The 18,619-nt window shown below is 64.0% G+C and carries 13 protein-coding genes; 5 read left to right on the top strand and 8 right to left on the bottom strand.

Annotated elements, in window-relative coordinates:
• Nucleotides 1-278: 278 nt before the first annotated feature.
• On the top strand, nucleotides 279-590 hold the full coding sequence (locus E9536_RS29220) for a DUF4148 domain-containing protein (RefSeq protein WP_060373563.1): 312 nt from the start codon (nucleotides 279-281) through the stop codon (nucleotides 588-590).
• A 7-nt stretch (nucleotides 591-597) separates the two neighbouring features.
• Here E9536_RS29220 and E9536_RS29215 read toward each other — a convergent pair whose 3' ends face one another.
• Nucleotides 598-906: a hypothetical protein gene (locus E9536_RS29215; RefSeq protein ID WP_060173744.1), complete on the bottom strand. Its 309-nt coding sequence runs from the start codon at nucleotides 904-906 to the stop codon at nucleotides 598-600.
• Here E9536_RS29215 and E9536_RS29210 point away from each other — a divergent pair.
• Nucleotides 905-1,618 carry a dienelactone hydrolase family protein gene (locus E9536_RS29210; protein ID WP_136471654.1) on the top strand — a complete coding sequence of 238 codons (714 nt, stop codon included), beginning with the start codon at nucleotides 905-907 and terminating at the stop codon, nucleotides 1,616-1,618. The two genes, E9536_RS29215 and E9536_RS29210, sit on opposite strands and share 2 nt — an antisense overlap.
• 133 nt (nucleotides 1,619-1,751) lie before the next feature.
• Here E9536_RS29210 and E9536_RS29205 read toward each other — a convergent pair whose 3' ends face one another.
• The 4 genes from E9536_RS29205 to E9536_RS29190 form a co-directional block, all read right to left on the bottom strand.
• Nucleotides 1,752-3,284: an efflux transporter outer membrane subunit gene (locus E9536_RS29205; protein WP_136471652.1), complete on the bottom strand. Its 1,533-nt coding sequence runs from the start codon at nucleotides 3,282-3,284 to the stop codon at nucleotides 1,752-1,754.
• A 2-nt stretch (nucleotides 3,285-3,286) separates the two neighbouring features.
• Nucleotides 3,287-6,478, bottom strand: coding sequence for an efflux RND transporter permease subunit (locus E9536_RS29200; RefSeq protein WP_136471650.1), 3,192 nt, complete (start codon nucleotides 6,476-6,478; stop codon nucleotides 3,287-3,289).
• Between the two features lie 15 nt (nucleotides 6,479-6,493).
• Complete coding sequence (locus E9536_RS29195; RefSeq protein WP_136471648.1) at nucleotides 6,494-7,762, bottom strand: efflux RND transporter periplasmic adaptor subunit; 1,269 nt, start codon at nucleotides 7,760-7,762, stop codon at nucleotides 6,494-6,496.
• Nucleotides 7,763-7,993: 231 nt separating this feature from the next.
• Nucleotides 7,994-8,878, bottom strand: coding sequence for a LysR family transcriptional regulator (locus tag E9536_RS29190; protein WP_136471646.1), 885 nt, complete (start codon nucleotides 8,876-8,878; stop codon nucleotides 7,994-7,996).
• Between the two features lie 596 nt (nucleotides 8,879-9,474).
• Here E9536_RS29190 and E9536_RS29185 point away from each other — a divergent pair.
• The gene (locus E9536_RS29185; protein ID WP_136471644.1) at nucleotides 9,475-10,443 is read left to right on the top strand and encodes an AraC family transcriptional regulator; all 969 of its coding nucleotides are present in this window, start codon (nucleotides 9,475-9,477) and stop codon (nucleotides 10,441-10,443) included.
• A 210-nt stretch (nucleotides 10,444-10,653) separates the two neighbouring features.
• On the opposite strand, the gene E9536_RS29180 is transcribed toward E9536_RS29185, so the two are convergent.
• The gene (locus E9536_RS29180) at nucleotides 10,654-11,595 is read right to left on the bottom strand and encodes a LysR family transcriptional regulator (RefSeq protein ID WP_027792207.1); all 942 of its coding nucleotides are present in this window, start codon (nucleotides 11,593-11,595) and stop codon (nucleotides 10,654-10,656) included.
• Nucleotides 11,596-11,893: 298 nt separating this feature from the next.
• Entirely contained in the window at nucleotides 11,894-13,192 is a 1,299-nt protein-coding gene (locus E9536_RS29170; protein ID WP_060349502.1) for an adenylosuccinate synthase, read from the bottom strand.
• 140 nt (nucleotides 13,193-13,332) lie between these two features.
• On the opposite strand from E9536_RS29170, the gene gcvA reads away from it, so the two are divergent.
• Nucleotides 13,333-14,238, top strand: a complete 906-nt coding sequence (gcvA, locus tag E9536_RS29165; RefSeq protein ID WP_060197394.1) for a transcriptional regulator GcvA — start codon at nucleotides 13,333-13,335, stop codon at nucleotides 14,236-14,238.
• 181 nt (nucleotides 14,239-14,419) lie between these two features.
• On the opposite strand, the gene E9536_RS29160 is transcribed toward gcvA, so the two are convergent.
• The gene (locus tag E9536_RS29160) at nucleotides 14,420-14,731 is read right to left on the bottom strand and encodes a hypothetical protein (RefSeq protein WP_021163674.1); all 312 of its coding nucleotides are present in this window, start codon (nucleotides 14,729-14,731) and stop codon (nucleotides 14,420-14,422) included.
• Nucleotides 14,732-17,290: 2,559 nt separating this feature from the next.
• Between E9536_RS29160 and E9536_RS29155 the strand changes: the two genes are divergently transcribed.
• Nucleotides 17,291-18,607 (top strand): replication initiation protein, encoded by a 1,317-nt coding sequence (locus tag E9536_RS29155; protein ID WP_021163671.1) that lies wholly within the window; start codon nucleotides 17,291-17,293, stop codon nucleotides 18,605-18,607.
• The last annotated feature ends 12 nt before the right edge of the window (nucleotides 18,608-18,619 follow it).

The following is an 18,619-nucleotide window of genomic DNA, read 5'->3' as shown; positions in this document are numbered from 1 at the left end:
GCCCCACTTTAACACTTCGGAATACGATTTATTCATCGTGGTTCGGCCACTTGCCGATCGACGACATCGCTCCATTGACGGCCTCGCCCGTGGCCCAGAGCAAGCGCCGGACAGGCCCGCAATCGTCAGACGAAATACTCACCCGTTCAGATCGTTTACCCAGTTGCAATAATTATTCGCTGGAACGCGTATTTCCGACCGGTAACGCGATCGCTACGATGCAATCAACCGCTGAACGCAACAAGCGAAGCGCGAAATCAATGAAACCGGAGGTCGTCATGAAGTCGTTCATCTACGCTGTCGTCGCCGCAACCGCCCTGTCCGCCTCGTACAGCGCATTCGCACAGTCGAATCCGTCGGGCCAACTGACGCGCGCCCAGGTGCGCGCGGAACTCGTCCAGCTCGAACAGGCCGGCTACAAGCCCGAAGTCTCCGATCAGTATTACCCGCGCGCGCTGCAGACCGCACAGGCCCGTGTGACGAACGCCGATGAAGCCGGCTACGGCGCGCAAGCCGCCGCTGGTGTGCGTGCCGGCCGCGCGATCGCGGTCAAGCAGGACGGCCGCGACTCCGTGTATTTCGGCCAGTAAGCGCCCGTCACGCGCCGGCGTATTCCGACACGCGCGGCACACCGCACAACACCCCGCTCCCGTTCAAACGGGGCGGGGTGTTGCTTTTCGGCCATCCGTTCCGGGAACGAATCGCCCCCTCATCGCACGCGGTCTTGCGAACGCCGTGCCGTTCACGCAGGCAGCCTGTGTTTGCGCATAGAATGGCCGCGTGGTCGGCGCCGGCCGAAACGAACGCGAGCGGAAACCACGACGCCCGGCTTGCCCGATCGTCGCCGCGCCGCAGGCCGGCCCCGATGCCGCACTCATCGCATTTTTCGAAAAGGAGCGGTTTCATGTCTCAAACATCCGGTTCCATGATCACGTTTCGACGCCCGGACGGCCAGGAACTGCAGGGCTATCTCGCCACGCCGGCAAAAACCGAAGGCGCGCCCGCGGTCGTCGTCATCCAGGAATGGTGGGGGCTGAACGACCAGATCCGCGGCGTCGCGGATCGCCTCGCGCGCTGCGGCTACTTCGCGCTCGTGCCCGACCTGTATCGCGGCAAGTCGACGGTCGAGGAAGAAGAAGCGCACCACCTGATGACCGGGCTCGATTTCGGCGACGCGGCCTCGCAGGACATTCCGGGCGCCGTGACCTATCTGAAGACGCTTGCGTCGCGTGTCGCGGTAACGGGTTACTGCATGGGCGGCGCACTCACGCTGCTGTCGCTGCAGTTCGCCGATGCGGACGCGGGCGTCACGTGGTACGGTTTCCCGCCGCTCGACTACCTCGATCCGGCGAAGCTCAAGGTGCCGCTGATGGGCCACTGGGGCACGCAGGATGCGTTCTTCGCGATCGACCAGGTCGATGCGCTCGAGAAGAAGCTGACCGACGCGAAGGTCGGTTTCGAATTCCATCGCTATCTCGCGCATCATGCGTTCGCGAACGAAACGGCCGTCGGCCCCGGCCGTATCGCCGGCACGCAGTCCGATCCGGTGTGGTCGCAAATGGCATGGGATCGCACGCTGACGTTCTTCGGCCGCACGCTTTGGACAAAGCAGGCGTAGCGCAACATCGCTTCGGATGTGAGCAGCCGAGCAATAAGGAAACGCCACGGACGTTCGTCCGTGGCGTTTTTGTTTTTGCATCTCGCCGGTTCGGCAGGCAGAAGCAGTTGCCCGCTCCTGCCCCGCCTTTCACTTACCCGTTCGTCGCCGCCGACGACGCAAGCGCCGGAGCGGCCGCCTTGTCGTAATCGACCGGCGCATCCGGCGCGCGCGGCGTCTCGCCGGCCCGCTGGATCCAGCCGCCGCCCAATGCGCGGTACAGCGTGACCAGGTTCGTCCAGCGCGCCAGACGTGCGTTGATCAGCGTCTGCTGTGCCGAGTACAGATCCGTCTGCGCGGTCAGCACCGACAGGTAGCTGTCGACGCCGTTCTTGTAACGCAGGTCCGACAGGTCGAAACGTCGCTGCTGCGCGTGCTCGTTGCGCTCGAGCGCCGCGATCTGCTGGTCGTACGTGCCGCGTGCGGCCAGGCCATCCGCCACTTCGCGGAATGCCGACTGGATCGCCTTCTCGTAGTTCGCGATCTCGATGCGTTTCTGCACGTTGGCGAGGTTCAGGTTCGCGATGTTCTGCCCGCCTTCGAAGATCGGCATCGTGATCTGCGGCGCGAACGACCACGCCGCCGTGCCGGCCTTGAACAGGCCGCCCAGCGTCGGGCTGCCGGTGCCGAACGCGCCCGTCAGCGAGATGCGCGGGAAGAACGCCGCGCGTGCCGCGCCGATATTCGCATTCGCGGCCAGCAGCGTCTGCTCAGCCTGCATCACGTCCGGACGACGCGTCAGCAGATCCGACGGCAACCCGGCCGGCACGTCCGTCAGCAGGTTCTGCGCGTCGAGCGGCATGCCTGCCGGCAGGTCGTCCGGCAGCGGCTCGCCGATCAGTTGCACCAGCATGTTCAGTGCCTGCGCACGCGCACGCGCCTGCGCCTGCTGGTTCGACAGCGCCTGCTCGACCACCGTCTGCGCCTGACGCAGCTCGAGCTCGGAGCCCGTGCCGTTGTCGAACTGCAGCTTGGTCAGGTCGTATTGCGCCTGAGCAGACTTCAGCGTGTCCTCCGTGACCTTCAGCAGGTCATCGGTCGACAACAGCGTCAGGTATTGATCGGCCACCTGCGACACCAGCGAGATCTCGAATGCCTGCCGTGCATACGACGTCGACAGGTACTGCGCGAGTGCCTGGTCTTTCAGACTCTGCACGCGGCCGAACAGGTCGAGCTCCCACGACGCAGACAGCCCGACGTTGTAGTTGCGCGAGATCAGCGGCGCATTGGTCGTCGACAAGCCCTGCGGAATGCGCTGAATGCTGCCCGTCCCCGTACCGTCAAGCGTCGGGAACAGCTCCGCGCGCGTGATCTGGTACTGCGCGCGCGCCGCCTCGATGTTCAGCACCGACACGCGCAGGTCGCGGTTGTTTTTCAGCGCGATCTCGATCAGCCGCTGCAGGCGCGGATCGACGAAGAACTCGCGCCAGCCGATGGCGGTCGCCGCCTGGCCGTTCGCGCTGCGCGCGCCGGCCGCACCCGGCTGCGTCGCATAGACGCCGCCGGCCGGGTACGCCTGCGCGACGGGCGCGTCGGGCCGCTTGTAATGCGGCGCCATCGTGCAGCCCGCAGCGAACAACGCGGCAGCCATCGCGACCGCACTTGCAGTCAAAGCATGTTTTTGCATCGTTACTGCCCCTTCGAATCGTGTGCGTCGCCGTGACTGCGCTGCAGGTCGCCCTGCACGAGACGCCAGGCATCGTCGACGTTCTCCGTCTCGCCGCTGAAGATCGCGCGAACCCGCACGAAGAACATCGGGATCATGAAGATCGCGAGGAACGTCGCCGTGATCATCCCGCCGATCACGCCCGTGCCGATCGCATGCTGGCTCGCCGAGCCCGCGCCGTTGCTGATCGCAAGGGGCAGCACGCCGAGCATGAATGCGAGCGACGTCATCAGGATCGGACGCAGCCGCAAGCGTGCCGCCTCGATCGCCGCGCGCACCGGCCCCATGTTCTCGTTCGCCTGCAACTCGCGTGCGAACTCGACGATCAGGATCGCGTTCTTCGCGGACAGGCCCACGGTAGTCAGCAGGCCGACCTGGAAGAACACGTCGTTCTCGAGGCCGCGCAGCATCGTCGCGAGCAGCGCGCCGACCACGCCGAGCGGCACCACCATGATCACCGAGAACGGGATCGACCAGCTTTCATACAGTGCCGCCAGACACAGGAACACGACGAGGATCGAGATCGCGTACAGGATCGGCGCCTGCGAGCCGGACTGGATTTCCTGGAACGACAGGCCGGTCCACGAGTAGCCGATACCTTCCGGCAGCTTGCTCGCGAGCGCTTCCATCGCGGCCATCGCCTGGCCGGTCGACTTGCCCTCCGCAGCCTGCCCCTGGATCTCGATCGACGATACGCCGTTGTAGCGTTCGAGCTTCGGCGACCCGTAACTCCAGTGGCCGGTCGCGAACGAGCTGAACGGCACCATGCCACCGGCGCTGTTGCGCACGTACCAGATGTTCATGTCTTCCGGGGTCATCCGGAACGGCGCGTCCGCCTGCACATACACCTTCTTGATCCGTCCATCGGTATCCAGGAAGTTGTTCACGTACTGCGACGCCCACGCGATCGAGAACGTCTGGTCGATCGCCGCAGCCGTCACGCCGAGCGCGTTCGCCTTCTCGCGGTCGATGTCGACCGTGTACTGCGGCGTATCGTTCAGGCCGTTCGGGCGCACGAGCGCCAGCGTGGGATCCTTCGCGGCCATTCCGAGCAACTGGCCGCGCGCGGCCATCAGCGCCTCGTGGCCGAGACCGGCGTTGTCCGTCAGCTCGAAGTCGAAGCCGGCAGCCGTACCGAGTTCGGGAATCGACGGCGGGTTGAACGGGATCACCATCGCGTCCTTGTACTGCGAGTAGTGCGCGAAGGTCCGGCCGATCAGCGCCTGCACCTTCTGGTCGGAGCGCTGGCGATGCTCGTACGGTTTCAGCTTCACGAACACGAGGCCCGCGTTCTGGCCGCGGCCCGCGAAGCTGAAGCCGTTGACCGTGAACACCGAGTCGACCACATCCTTCTCGGTCGTGGTCAGGTACGTGTTGATGTTGTCGAGCGTCTTGCCGGTCGTTTCCTGCGTGGAACCGGACGGCGTCTGCACGATCATGAACATGTAGCCCTGGTCTTCATCCGGCAGGAACGACTTCGGCAGGCGCACGAACATCACGCCGACCGCGATGAACACGGCCAGGTAGATCACGAGCCAGCGCCCCGAGCGCCGGATCACGTGGTTCACGCCGCCCGTATAACGATCGCGGCTGCGGTCGAAGGTACGGTTGAACCAGCCGAAGAAGCCCTTCTTCTCTTCGTGATGCCCTTGCGGAATCGGCTTGAGGATCGTCGCGCACAGTGCCGGCGTCAGGATCAACGCGACGAGCACCGACAGCACCATCGCCGACACGATCGTCAGCGAGAACTGACGATAAATTGCGCCGACCGAACCGCCCGAGAACGCCACCGGCACGAACACCGCCGACAGCACCAGCGCCACGCCGACGAGTGCGCCGGTGATCTGGCCCATCGCCTTGCGGGTCGCCTCCTTCGGTGACAGGCCCTCCTCCGCCATCACGCGCTCGACGTTCTCCACCACCACGATCGCATCGTCGACCAGCAGGCCGATCGCGAGCACGAGGCCGAACATCGACAGCGTGTTGATCGAGAAGCCGGCGAGGCCCATGATCGCGAACGTGCCGAGCAGCACGACCGGCACCGCGATCGTCGGGATGATCGTTGCCCGCAGGTTCTGCAGGAACAGGTACATCACGAGGAACACGAGCACGATGCCTTCGAGCAGCGTCTTGACCACTTCCTCGATCGACAGGCGCACGAACGGCGTCGTGTCGTACGGATAGTGGACGACGAGGCCGTGCGGGAAGTACTTCGACAGCTCCTGGACCTTGGCCCGCAGCGCCGTCGCGGTCGCGAGCGCATTCGCGCCCGTCGCGAGCTGGATGCCGAGGCCGGCCGTCGGCTGCCCCATGTACTTCGTGTCGAACGTGTAGTTCTCCGAGCCGAGCGCCGCGCGGCCGACGTCCTTCAGGCGGACCTGCGAACCATCCTGGTTGACCTTCAGCAGGATGTTGCCGAACTGCTCGGGCGTGCGCAGCAGCGTCGATTCGGTGATCGTCGCCTGCAGCATGGTGCCCGGCTTCGCCGGCGTGCCGCCGATCTGGCCGCCGGCGATCTGCACGTTCTGCTGCGTGATCGCTGCCGACACGTCGGTCGGCGTGAGGCTGTAGTTGGTCAGCTTGACGGGATCGAGCCAGATGCGCATCGAGAACTGCGAACCGAGCAGCAGCGTCTGGCCGACGCCGTTCACGCGGCTGAGCGGATCGAGCACGTGCGACGCCACATAGTTCGTCAGGTCCTCCTTCGACATGCTGCCGTCCTCGGAGTTGAACGCGAACCACATCAGCCAGTTGCTGCTCGACTTCGTGACCTGCATGCCGAGTTGCTGCACGACCTGCGGCAGGTTCGGTGTCGCGAGCGACAGCTTGTTCTGCACCTGCACCTGCGCGACGTCCGGGTTCGTGCCCGGCGAGAAGGTCAGCGTGATCGTCGCGTTGCCCGAGTCGTCACTGGTCGACGACATGTACAGGAAGTTGTCGAGACCGCTCATCTGCTGCTCGATCACCTGCGTCACCGTGTCTTCCACCGTCTTCGCGGAAGCGCCCGGATAGTTCGCCTGGATCTGGATCGTCGGCGGTGCGATCGTCGGATACTGCGCGATCGGCATCTTGAAGATCGATGCGACGCCGGCCAGCATCAGCACGATCGCGATCACCCACGCGAAGATCGGGCGATCGATAAAAAACTTGGCCATGAAACGGACTCCTTTTTATTGCGCGGACGACGCAGCGGACGACGCAGCGGTCGAACTCGCGGCAGCATTGGCGGCGGTGCTCGCCGGCGCGGCGCCGGACGCATTCGCGGCGCTTGCCGGTGTGCCGGACGCGGCGTCCGGCGCCGGTGCAAGCTGCGCCGCGACGGTCTTCACGGGCGCACCCGGGCGCACCTTGTCGACGCCCTGCACGATCACGTGATCACCCGCTTGCAGACCACCTTCGACCACCCAGTTCGGGCCCTGCATGCCCGTCGTCTTCAGCGGACGCGGCTCGACCTTGTTGCTGGCGTTCACCACCATCGCGATCGCCTGACCCTTCTGGTCATGCGTGACGCCGATCTGCGGCACCAGGAACGCGTTCTCGTTCACACCTTCCTCGATCCGTGCACGCACGAACATGCCCGGCAGCAGCACCTTACCCGGGTTCGGGAAGACCGCGCGGATCGTCACCGAGCCGGTGGTCTGGTCGACCGTCACGTCCGAGAACTGCAGCTTGCCCGGCTCCGAATAGGTCTTGCCGTCTTCCAGGATCAGCGACACCTTCGCCGCGCCCGGGCCGGACGTCTTCAGGCGCCCGCTCTGCACGTCCTGGCGCAGCTTCAGCCCTTCGAGGCTCGACTGCGTGAGGTCCACATACACCGGGTCGAGCTGCTGCACCGTCGACATCAGCGTCGCCTGGCTCGCCTGCACGTACGCGCCCGGCGTCACCTGCGAGATGCCGACGCGGCCGGTGATCGGCGACACGACATCGGTATAGCCGAGGTTGATCTGCGCGGTATCGACCGCCGCCTTGCCGGCCGCGACATCCGCCGCGGCCTGGCCTTGCGTGGCCACCGCGTTGTCGTAGTCCTGCTTGCTGACCGCGTTCGCGGCCACCAGCACCTTGTAGCGTGCGACCAGCGCGTTCTGCGTGACGAGGTTCGCCTGCGCCTTCGCGAGCGTTGCCTTCGCGCTGTTCAGCGCGGCGATGTAAGGCGCCGGGTCGATCTTGTAGAGGCGCTGACCGACCTTGACGTCGGTGCCTTCGGTGAATTCACGGCGCAGCACGATGCCGTCGACCCGCGCGCGGACCTGCGCGACGAGGAACGCGCTGGTGCGGCCCGGCAGGTCGGTGAAGACCGGTACGGCTTGCGGCTGGACGGTGACGACGCCGACTTCCGGCGTTTGCGGCGGCGGTGCCGATTCTTTTTTCCCGCACGCGGCCAGGAAAACGGCGGCCGTTGCGGCAGTGATTAAGCGGTATGGAACCCGTTCGACGCGCATGGAGCGACCTCTCGCAAATAGACGACCTTCAATTGGAATCACCAGATCTCCTCGTAACCTGCACGCGCGGCCGGAATGCTGTCGCTTCCTGTTTGCCGCGGATGCGGTTGCGTATGTCGGGCGTTCGTTGCGCCCTGCGGAGCGTTCGTTCGTCGAACTGCTTCCGTGGAAAAAGCGTCATGAGCCCGCGGCACTGGCGGGCGGGCGTTGCCGCGGCGACCAACCGGGCCGCTAACTCGCGGGCCGGAACGCGGTGCCGGCGAATTCGATGAATGCCCGTGCAGCGGCCGGCAGACGCGCGGTACGCGCGTGCGCGAGCTTCAGCGTGACGGGCGCGAGCGAGTGAACCGGTGCAACGCGCACCAGCGCGCCGTCCGCCAGATCGGCGTCGACGAGATACGCGGGCAGCACCGCGGCGCCCATGCCGGCCACGGCCAGCCGCCGTGCCATCTCGAGATGGCCGACGCCATGACTGCCGCCGGGCGTCGCGTCGGGTCGGAACGCAGACGCATCGTCGCCACCGGCGGCTGGCAGATCGAGCCGCACGGCCGCAAGATCCGGCCAGTCGCCCGACGCAGCCGCGCCGCCGTGTGCGGCGACATAACCCGGTGCCGCGACGCGCACGGATTCGTAAGAGGCCAGCGTGTGCAACGCGTGCGCACCTGTCACCGGCATGCCGTCGGTCAGGAACGCAACGTCGATGTCTTCGGACGTCAGATCGACATGGGCGTCGGTCAGCGTCACGGTCGGCCGCACGTCCGGGAACCGGCTCACGAAACGATCGAGCAACGCGCTCAACTGGCTGAGCCCGAACGCGACCGGCGCGGCAATGCGCAGCGCGCCTTCCGGCTTGCTGCCCATCGCGACGAAACGACCGTCGATCTCGTCGATCGCCCCGAGAATCCGTTCGACGTGCGTGAGATACAACTCGCCGATTTCCGTCAGCGACTGGTGGCAGGTACTGCGTTGAAGCAGGCGCGCACCAAGGCGCGTCTCGAGCGCATCGACCAGCCGGCTCGCCATCGCCGTCGACACACGCAGCCGCGTCGCCGCCCGGCGGAAACCGCCTTCCCTTGCCACCGTCACGAATGCCCGAATCGATTGAAGTTGGTCCATTTGTCCGGATTCCCCTGCGCGGTCGGCCGCCTGGACGCGCACACCCGCTGCCGCGTCCCGACCGACATGTGTCGACCCGGCCAATGCGGCGGCACCGACGCCGGCCACGCCGGATCGGTCGGTGCGCTCGCGCCGGACGCGCACCGGCATGCAACGGACGCAAGCCGGCCTCGGTTGGCCCGATGCACGAATATTCGAATAGCAGTCCTGAGTCTCTTGCAGCGATTCACAGCGGCAACGCCAGGCGGCATCCGTCGGCCTGGCGACGCTCATACCCGCATCGCCCGAGCGCACTGGAACACGTTTCTTTCAGCAGGTGCAATGGTATGAAAACCGCCGGAAATTGGCTTGCCTGATCCTGCGATTGTTTTGCCTTAATTTCCGAATTTGTGCGCTGCACACTGCGCAACGACGGGCAATGCGGCCGCCGGCCGTGCAGATCCGGATGATTGGGCTGATTTCCGACAGATTTAGGCAATCACGTGCGCGCGACTCGCCGTACGATGTGACCGCCACGCCAGCAACCTGCCGAGACACCGACGGGGAATCGCAGTCGCGCACCTTGCACCGCCCCCTCGGTCATCCGCTCACGCAATATGGAAATCGACGCCCGAACGACGCCGCTACAGCGCACCACACCCGATCACGACCCTCAGTCGCCCAAAGCCCGGCTCGCTGCGCTGATCGCCGCCTATGCACCGCACGACGGCACGTTCGAGCTCCCGGTGCGTGGCTTGCGCATCGCACGCGTGTCCGCGTCGCCGCCACACTGGAACCATGGCGTGCACCACGCGTGCCTGAGCATCGTCGGACAAGGCGCGAAATCGACACGTGTCGGCGACGCCGCCTACGTGATCGACGAATCGCGGATGCTGGTTACGACTGCCGACCTGCCCGTCACCGGCCGCGTGACGCGCGCGAGCCTGGCTGAGCCGTTCCTTTACGCACAACTGGAACTCGACCCGGCCCGCATCGCGGCGCTCACACCACGCGTGTTTCCGCGCGGGCTGCCGAAGGCCGTCGACTGCGGCGCACTCGACACGCACGATGCGCCGCCCGAAATCGTCGACGCCGTCGTGCGGCTGATGCAACTGATCGCACAACCCGACGACATCGACCTGCTCGCGCCGCTGATCGTCGACGAAATCTTCATCCGGCTGCTGCGCGGCCCGTCGGGTGCGCGCGTCGCGCAGGTCGGCCAGGGCGACTCGACGACGCAGCGCATCTCGCGCGCGGTCGCCTGGATCCGCGACCACTACCTCGATCCGATGACGGTCGAATCGCTCGCGCGACAGGTGGACATGAGCCCGTCGACGTTCCATCACCACTTCCGCGCGGTCACGTCGATGAGCCCGTTGCAATGCCAGAAGATGCTGCGGCTGCAGGAGGCACGCCGCCTGATGTGCCTGTCGGCAATGGATGCGCAGCAGGCGTGCCGCAGTGTCGGCTATGTGAGCGCGTCGCAGTTCAGCCGCGAATACGCACGCCTCTTCGGCGATGCGCCGGGCCGCGATGTCGTGAAGCTGCGCGACCAGGCGGTGCCGCTATCCCGCATCGCGCCGTAGGCCACGCACGTGACGTGCGCAGCACCCATGCGCCGAACCAACGATGTTCGATATCGAAAGCAAGCACTTTCATATGGGCGTGCCAGTTGCCCGCGCATCCTTGGTCTAGCCGGTCGTGCAGATGAATTCGATACCCGGTTCAAATACAGGACTGCATATTATTTGTTCGATTGACGCGCAGCGTCATCCTCACACGCCGACGGCGTGACTTCAGGACGTGCAGGAAGCGTTCAGCGCAGCCTCGTCGGTGGACAGCATTTCGGGTACGCATTCACGCAGAAAATCGACGAACGTGCGGATTTTCGCATCGAGATACTGGCGCGATGCGTACAGCGTGTAGACGGTCAGCTTCTGCAAGCGGTAGTCGGGCAGCACGCGCACCAGCGCGCCGCTCGCCAGCGCGGGCAGTGCCGACGACATCGGCAGCGAACCGATGCCGAGGCCGGCGCGCAATGCGGCCCCGAGCGCATCGGCGATGTTCACCTGGAAATCCGGCAACGGCAGGTCGAACGTCTCGGGGCCGTCGGGGCCGTCGAGATGCCAGCGATCGCGCGGAAATACGGGCGTGACGATCTGCAGGCACGCGTGGCCGTCGAGCTCGCGCACAGTACGCGGCGTACCGCGCTCCTTCAGATACGCGGGCGACGCGCACAGCACGCTGTGCACCTCGCCGAGCCGCTGCGACACGAGCCCCGAATCGGGAAGCTCCGTCGCACTCAACTGCAGCGACACGTCGTAGCCTTCGTCGATGATGTCGGGCACATGCTGCGACAGCGTGAGCTCGACCGCGACCGAAGGATAACGCTGCCGGTAACGCACGACCGCGGGCACCACGTAGGCCTGGCCGAAGCTCGTCGTCGCATGAACGTGCAGCCGCCCGGACGGCTTCGCCTGTGCATCGGCCGCCTCGGCTTCCGCTTCGTCGATATAGCCGAGGATGCGCTGGCAACGGTCGAGATAACGCTGCCCGGCATCGGTCAGTGCGATGCGGCGCGTGCTGCGGTTGAGCAGGCGCGTGCGCAGATGCGTCTCGAGCTGCGCGACCGACCGCGATGCATAGGCCGTCGTGATGTCCAGGCGCTGGGCCGCGCTCGTGAAGCTGCCCTCCTCCGCAACCCGGACGAAAATGCGCATCATCTGTAACGTGTCCATCGACCTGTCCCCGGGATTGAGATCACGTCGCGCCACCGTGCGCCCATGGTGCCGGCGGTTCCGGCGCGGGCCGGTCTGGCGCGAATTGTGCGGAACAGTACAGCAGCGGTGCAGACGTGTCCAGTTCGCCGTACGCGGCATGATCCGGATGCCGAATCGTGTCGCCGAGCCGCCATGCACGCGTCGTCCGGTTCGTGTGCATGACGTCCGGACGCGCCGGCAAGCTAACCGCGCGGAATCGGCAAAAACTACCCGGCGACCACGGTGTCGCCGCACGATTCACGTCATGTATGACGGATCAGGCCGTGGCGGGCGCATCGAACGGATTGCGCAACACGATCGTGTCGTCGCGCTCCGCGCCGGTCGTGATCATCGATACCGGTGCGCCCGCGACCGCTTCGACGCGCGCGATGAAATCCTGCGCAGCGCGCGGCAACGCCGCGCGTTCGCGTACCCCTTTCACAGTGCCGCGCCAGCCGTCGAACCGCTCGTACACGGGTTTCGCACGCGACTGCGCATCGAGGCTTGCAGGCAGATGATCGACCCGCACGCCATCGAGTTCGTAGCCGACGCACAGCTCGATCGACTCGAAACCGTCGAGCACGTCGAGCTTGGTGAGCGCCAGCGAATCGATGCCCGAAATCCTGACCGCCTGACGCAACTGCGCGGCATCGAGCCATCCGCAGCGGCGCGGCCGGCCGGTATTCACGCCGAACTCCTGCCCGCGCGCGCGCAGCGTTTCGCCGGTCGCGTCGGACAGCTCGGTGAGGAACGGGCCGCCGCCGACCCGTGTCGCATACGCCTTGGTGACGCCCAGCACGTGGCCGAGCTTCGACGCGCCGAGCCCCGTGCCGGCCGCCGCCGCCGATGCAACGGTGCCGGACGACGTCACGAACGGATACGTGCCCCAGTCGATGTCCAGCATCACGGCTTGAGACCCCTCGAACAGGATGCGCTCGCCACGGTCGGTTGCGTCGTTGAGATCGGCCCAGACGGGGCGGACGAACGGCAGGATTCGCGGCGCGAGGTCGGCGAGCGTCGCCAGCATCGCATCGCGCGAATGCTCGTCGAGCCCCAGGCCGCGGAACCACGCGTTGTGATGGTCGACGAGCACATCCAGTTTGGCGGCAAGCCGGCCCGGTTCCGCGAGATCGCCGACGCGCAGCCCGCGACGCCCGACCTTGTCCTCGTAGGCCGGCCCGATCCCGCGCAGCGTGGTGCCGATGGGCTCGCGGCGCAGACGCTCCTGAGCCTGGTCGATCGCGCGGTGGATCGGCAGCACCAGCGTCGCGTTCTCGGCGATCGACAGGTTGTCCGGCGTCACCGACAGCCCGAGTTCGGCCATCCGCGCGATTTCCGCGAGCAAGGCTTCCGGATCGAGCGCCACGCCGTTGCCGATCACGCCGCGCTTGCCGCGCACGATGCCGCTCGGCAGGAGCGCGAGCTTGTATGTCTTGCCGCCGACGACCAGCGTATGACCCGCGTTGTGGCCGCCGTTGTAGCGCGCGACGAGATCGGCCTGTGCCGCCAGCCAGTCCACGACGCGTCCCTTACCTTCGTCGCCCCATTGGGCGCCCACGACCACCACGTTCGGCATGCTCCGTACTCCATGTGAGAAATTCAGACAATCGTTCGGCCGGGCCGGCCGTTTGTGTGCCATATTGGCGAAGCTTGAGCACCCGATCAAACGATTAAACCTGAACCATCGCGTGAGTAAATATCACGCGAAACGATGCAATGGCCCGACGCCTCCCTCCGTTGAATTCGCTGCGCGCGTTCGAAGCCGCCGCGCGCCACGGCAGCTTCACGCTGGCCGCCGACGAACTGTGCGTGACCCACGGCGCGATCAGCCGGCACGTTCAGCAACTGGAGGCGTGGCTCGGACGGCCGCTGTTCGAACGCCATAACCGGCGGGTCGAGCTGACCGACGCGGGCCGCGCGTATCTCGCCGAGGTCGGTGCGTCGTTCGACCGGATCGCGCTCGCCACCGCGCAGCATTTCGGCCATGCGCAGCAGCGCGTGCTGCGCGTCAGTGCACCTGCTACGTTTTCGCTGCGCTGGCTGGTGCCGAAGCTGTCGTCGTTTCAGGTCGCCCATCCAGCCATCGAGGTACGGCTGTCGACGTCGAACGAGCCGATCGACAAGCTGCGCGACAAGGTCGACCTGATTGTGCGCGGCGGCCCGCAGGCCATCGACGGCTACGTTGCCGAGGAATTCCTGTCGGAAGTCCGGCTACCGGTATGTGCACCGAAGCTGCTGGAAGGGCGACCATTGCATACGCCCGCCGATCTCGCCGGCTTCACGCTGCTGCACGCGGCCACTTATCCCGGCATGTGGCCTGAATGGCTCGCGGCAGCCGGACATCCGAATCTCGTGCCGCGCCACTCGCTCACGCTCGAGCATTTCTACCTGACGCTCCAGGGCGCGCTCGACGGGCTCGGCGTCGCGATGGGGCCGATCGCGCTCGTCGCGGACGATATCGCCGAAGGTCGGCTCGTGCAGCCGTTCCGCGAACCGGCGCTGCCGCCGTGGCGTTACTTCACGTACGTCGCCTCCGCACGCGCGAACGACGACGCCGTACGGGCGTTCAAGGACTGGCTGAGGGTGACGGGAAATGCGGCTGCGCCGGGCGGGCGGAACTGACCGCGTCGGTGTGCGAATGGCACGCGCCGTGAAATGCAGGAATACGAATCAAATAACGCGAGCGACTGGATTGCGTATTGTCTATCGTCGATAGCGGGTTTGCTGCGTTCGATGTGCGCCGTGGAACGACGACGCATGCGGCAAGCCGCGGATCGATCCGTGGCTTGCCGCCGGACGACGCTTACTGGCTTGCGCCGATGCCGGCTTTTTTCTCCGCGTTCTGCAGGTTCTGCGGATAGTTCGGATCATTGGCCGCCGGCTTGTAACCGGCATCTTCGAGTTTCTTCAGCTCGGCGTTGTTCTTCGCACGCGCGGCCTTGTGTTCTGCCTTGCGTTGGGCCCTGGCCGCCTTGCGTGCCTGGCTCTTCGCTGCCTTGGCGTCCTGTGCAGCGGACGCGCTGGCGTCGGTCTGCGCAAACGCGGGAACTGCCGAGCCGAACAGGAACGCGGCTGCGGTAGCAGCCAACGTGAGTTTTCTGATCTGGATTCGCATCGCTGAACTCTCTTTTCTGGTTTATCACGGATTGAAAGACCATCGAGATACCGCCCCTGCCCCGGTCGGTTGTCATGCCGCATCCGGGACCTGTGCATCATAACCGCGTCGTGAAAAATATGGCGTCAACGTGCAACGGAGTTCGGGGATACACGTATGGGAGAAAACGTGGACGGCACTCGACCGGGACGGTCACTGACAGGACGGGAATTGTGGATCGCGCCATTGCGGAAGCCGGACACCCGCGATGTACCTGCGCCTTGAAGACGCGGACGAGTGATGTATGGAGGTGTGATGCGAAATACCCATGACTGTTTCATAGGCGGGGTTGCCGGCACGCTCACCCTGGACGTGATCGTCATTCGGCCAATCACGATCACCGCGGTCGCAGCAGTCGAACTGTGTGTCACGTTGCCGGTCGACGTGGCTCAAGCGACGGTTCCTCCCATAAATGACCACGATTCGGTGTTACGGAGATCAAGGCAAGCACGATTGCATCGTACACAGCGTGTGCAGTTCGATCAGGCAACCCATCGCTGAACTGTGACCCCAGGGGCTGCCTTAGTGGGCAAATACGGTCGCCGTGTGGTCCGTATGACGAAAGGCGTCGACGTTGACAGCGGTGAAGACATCGGCCGGGACCGCTTCACGATTGATTGCGCTGACGGCATCGCACGGATGTCACCACGGTCGTCGGGCGAATGTGGTCCGTGGAAATGATGTCGCCATGACGTGTGATCCGGCCGATTCAGCGCAGGAACGCATCGGACGGCGTGCCCGAAACACAGATTTTTTATTCCGCGACCTTGGCCGCAGCGCATCGTGGCGATGCATTGCCGCCCGCACAGCATGCCGATACCTGCGGCCTCGTCAGGCCGGTGGACTTTTACGAGATCCAAAAGTATCGGAAGGTGAGAATGTTCGGGATCATCGCTCGAATTCGATTGTGGTGAGCCTCGTGATCCCTCCCATCTTCACGTTGGCTCCCAACGCATGCTGGATCGACCCAGAACCCGGTGAAACGTGCAAATGATGGCCGCCCCCTACTTGATCTCAGGAAAGCCGTTCCTAGGCCTCTCGTTGTCGACGGGAGGCACAGCATTGATTTTCGGTTGATGGAGCGAAAGGTAGAAAGTTGGACGTCCCCCGGCCGCGGCGAAGCGAGTTGCGTCGATTTCCTCTGTGCACAGCCGACAGGCTAGGTTTGGCCAGAAGCACAAGCCGACGATCGGAGAACTTTCTTCACAGACAAGGAGGCCTGAGTGCAAAAATTCCTTCGCCGGCCGTAGCGGATGATTTCAAACTGCTGTGAACGAAACCGAAGAGATCTATGTTTCCGGTCGCCGATCGACTTTGCCGGTCGATGACGTTCATTCGCGAGGCTGCGGGGACGGTTTTTCGATCCCATAAACGGGAACCTGTACCTGGAAACGGGCAGTTTCCCCCCGTTTTTCTCCCATAAGTTTCTACGTTTCAGCCGATGTGAGTATGTACTCACCTCTTCTGGAAGCCTTGTTGGGCCTGGAACCTTTGCGGAACGAGGAGCCAGGCCACTGTTTCCCAGGCCTGAATCGAAGCTTTGAGATGCCTGCAACACCATAGACGGCTACTCAATGGTAGCGGTTTATGGGGTTCGTCTTTCTGTGGACGCGCACGTGTGTTTACATCTTTTGTTAACGACGTTTACTTCTTTAACTACTTTTAGACGGCTCACAGCCTTATCCCACAAGGGTTTGACAGGTGTTCGGTACCCATTTATGGGGGCACAGGTGTAAGGGTCTGGGGTTTCAGGTCTGTGGATTTGGGGTTTGGGGTACCGGGTTGTGGGGAGTCAGGGTTGTGGATATGGGGCAAGCGTACCCGGTTATGGGAAATCGGCCACCGAACACGTTGGGTAGTCGTCTATGGGAAGGCATGTAGGTAGCCTTTTATGGGGCATTTTTTTTGATCCCTAGACGCCTGAGTGCACAGTGATTTTTCGTTGGTAGCCGGTTATGGGGCGCTTCAAAGGTACCCAGTTATGGGTGGCATCCGGGGCTGCCCGATTGCCTTTTTCCAGATTTTCCAGTGGTTGGTTCCCATGGACAGGATCGATCGCACGGACAGGTAACCTCTTATGGGGAAACCAGAGGGTTGCCGTTTATGGGAGCTGTCTGCGGCGTCCATGCAATCAAGACCGGTTGAAAGGTACCCTCCTGTGGGAATCGATGAAGGTAGCAAGTTATGGGAGGAAAACGAGACTGTGCTGCACGGCACCATGAATGTGCCCAACGATCTCGGTTCTGCACATCTGTTTCCCATGGATGGTTACCTTGGCGAGGGCAAATCCCGTGCCGGGTTTCCGTGGCCGGGTATGAAAGGTAGCAGCTTGTGGGAAGCATTTTAATCGAAAGGTAGATGGATATGGGGTCCCGCAAAGATCGTCTGATCGAAGATTTTCCTTTTGGATCTGAAGGTTAGCCGAGATAGTGCAAGTAAAGCAGGAACAAGGGCGTTGCCCCTCGCCGCGAAAAGGTATAAAGTCCGCTCTCAACAAGGTGACCTTATCCGGACATTACGATGCCGCGCAAGCCCGCAAGCAAAGGCTCAGACAAACAGGTTTCGCTGTTTCAGACACCCGAGCCTCCCGACTTGCTGCGCAAGGCGGTCCAGGCGATTCATATCGCGCCCAAGTCCGGGAAGATCGGGCTGCAGCAGCGCAAGATGTTCAGCTCGCTGATCAAGAACGCGCTTCGGCAGGAGGCGTTCGAGCCGGGCCGGACGAGCTTCTCGATCTCGATCGCGTCGCTCTCGCACGAGAGCGGGTTGAACAGCAACAACACGAAATACGTGAAGGACACGGTCAACTCGCTGATCAGTACCGTCGTCAACTGGGACTATCTGGCCGCGGATCGATCGACAGTCTGGAAAGCGTCAGGCCTCCTCGCCGGCGCGGAGCTCGAGCAATCGGTGCTGAAGTACAGCTTCTCCGACCAGATTCGCAGCGAGTTGCTCAACCCCGAGATCTACGCATTGATCGATATGCGGATCGCTCGCGAGTTCCGGCGGTCGCACTCGCTCGCGTTGTGGGAAAACACGGTGCGCTACGAAGGAATCGGCATCACCGCGAAGATCCCGCTGCCGAAATTTCGTGACCTCATTCTCGGCCAGGACAAGGCGTCGCAGTCGTACAAGGAATACAAGCTGTTCAAGAGCAAGGTCTTGGTGCCGTGCATTCAGGAGGTGAACGAAGTTTCGGATCACACGCTCGAGCTGATCGAACACAAGTCCGGCCGGAGCGTGGAAGCAGTCCAGTTCAAGGTGACGCGCAAGCAGAGCGCCGATACGGTGGAGGACGGCGACGTCAAGAACGAAGCGCTGGTCGAGGAGGTCGCCAAGTTCGGCATTCCGCGTTCGGAAGCGCGCCGGCTGATCACGCAATACGGCGTGCAGCGCATCAAGGCTGCGATTGCCTACACGCTCAATCGGACTACGAAGAAGAATGCGGCGCCGGTCGACAACGTGGCCGCATACTTCCGCAAGGCGTTGACCCACGGCTATACGCTGGCCGACGGGCAGGGAACGGAGGCGGCCGCACCGGCGAAGGAATCCGCGCAGAGCAAGCAGGAACAGATTCGCGACAAATATCTGGCGGCGAAGGTCGAGGAAGCAGGCGCGTATTTTCGCGAACTGGAGATCGACGACCAGACCAAGCTGATCGAGCGTTACAACGAGACGGTGGCAGGCTCGAAGGATCTGACGCTGTCGCCGAAGAAGAAGGCGAGCAAACTCGCGCAGACCAGTTTCTTCCGATGGCTCGCGCTGGATACGTGGGGCGAACCGACCTCGGACGACTTGCTGGAATTCTTGCTGAAAAGCAGTCTCGCAGGCAACTGAACGAGGCCTCGC

Source organism: Burkholderia sp. LS-044, assembly GCF_004803625.1.
Classification (GTDB): domain Bacteria; phylum Pseudomonadota; class Gammaproteobacteria; order Burkholderiales; family Burkholderiaceae; genus Burkholderia; species Burkholderia cepacia.
The sequence above is the reverse complement of the archived record's forward strand: the minus strand, read 5'-3'. Positions and strand labels throughout refer to the sequence as shown.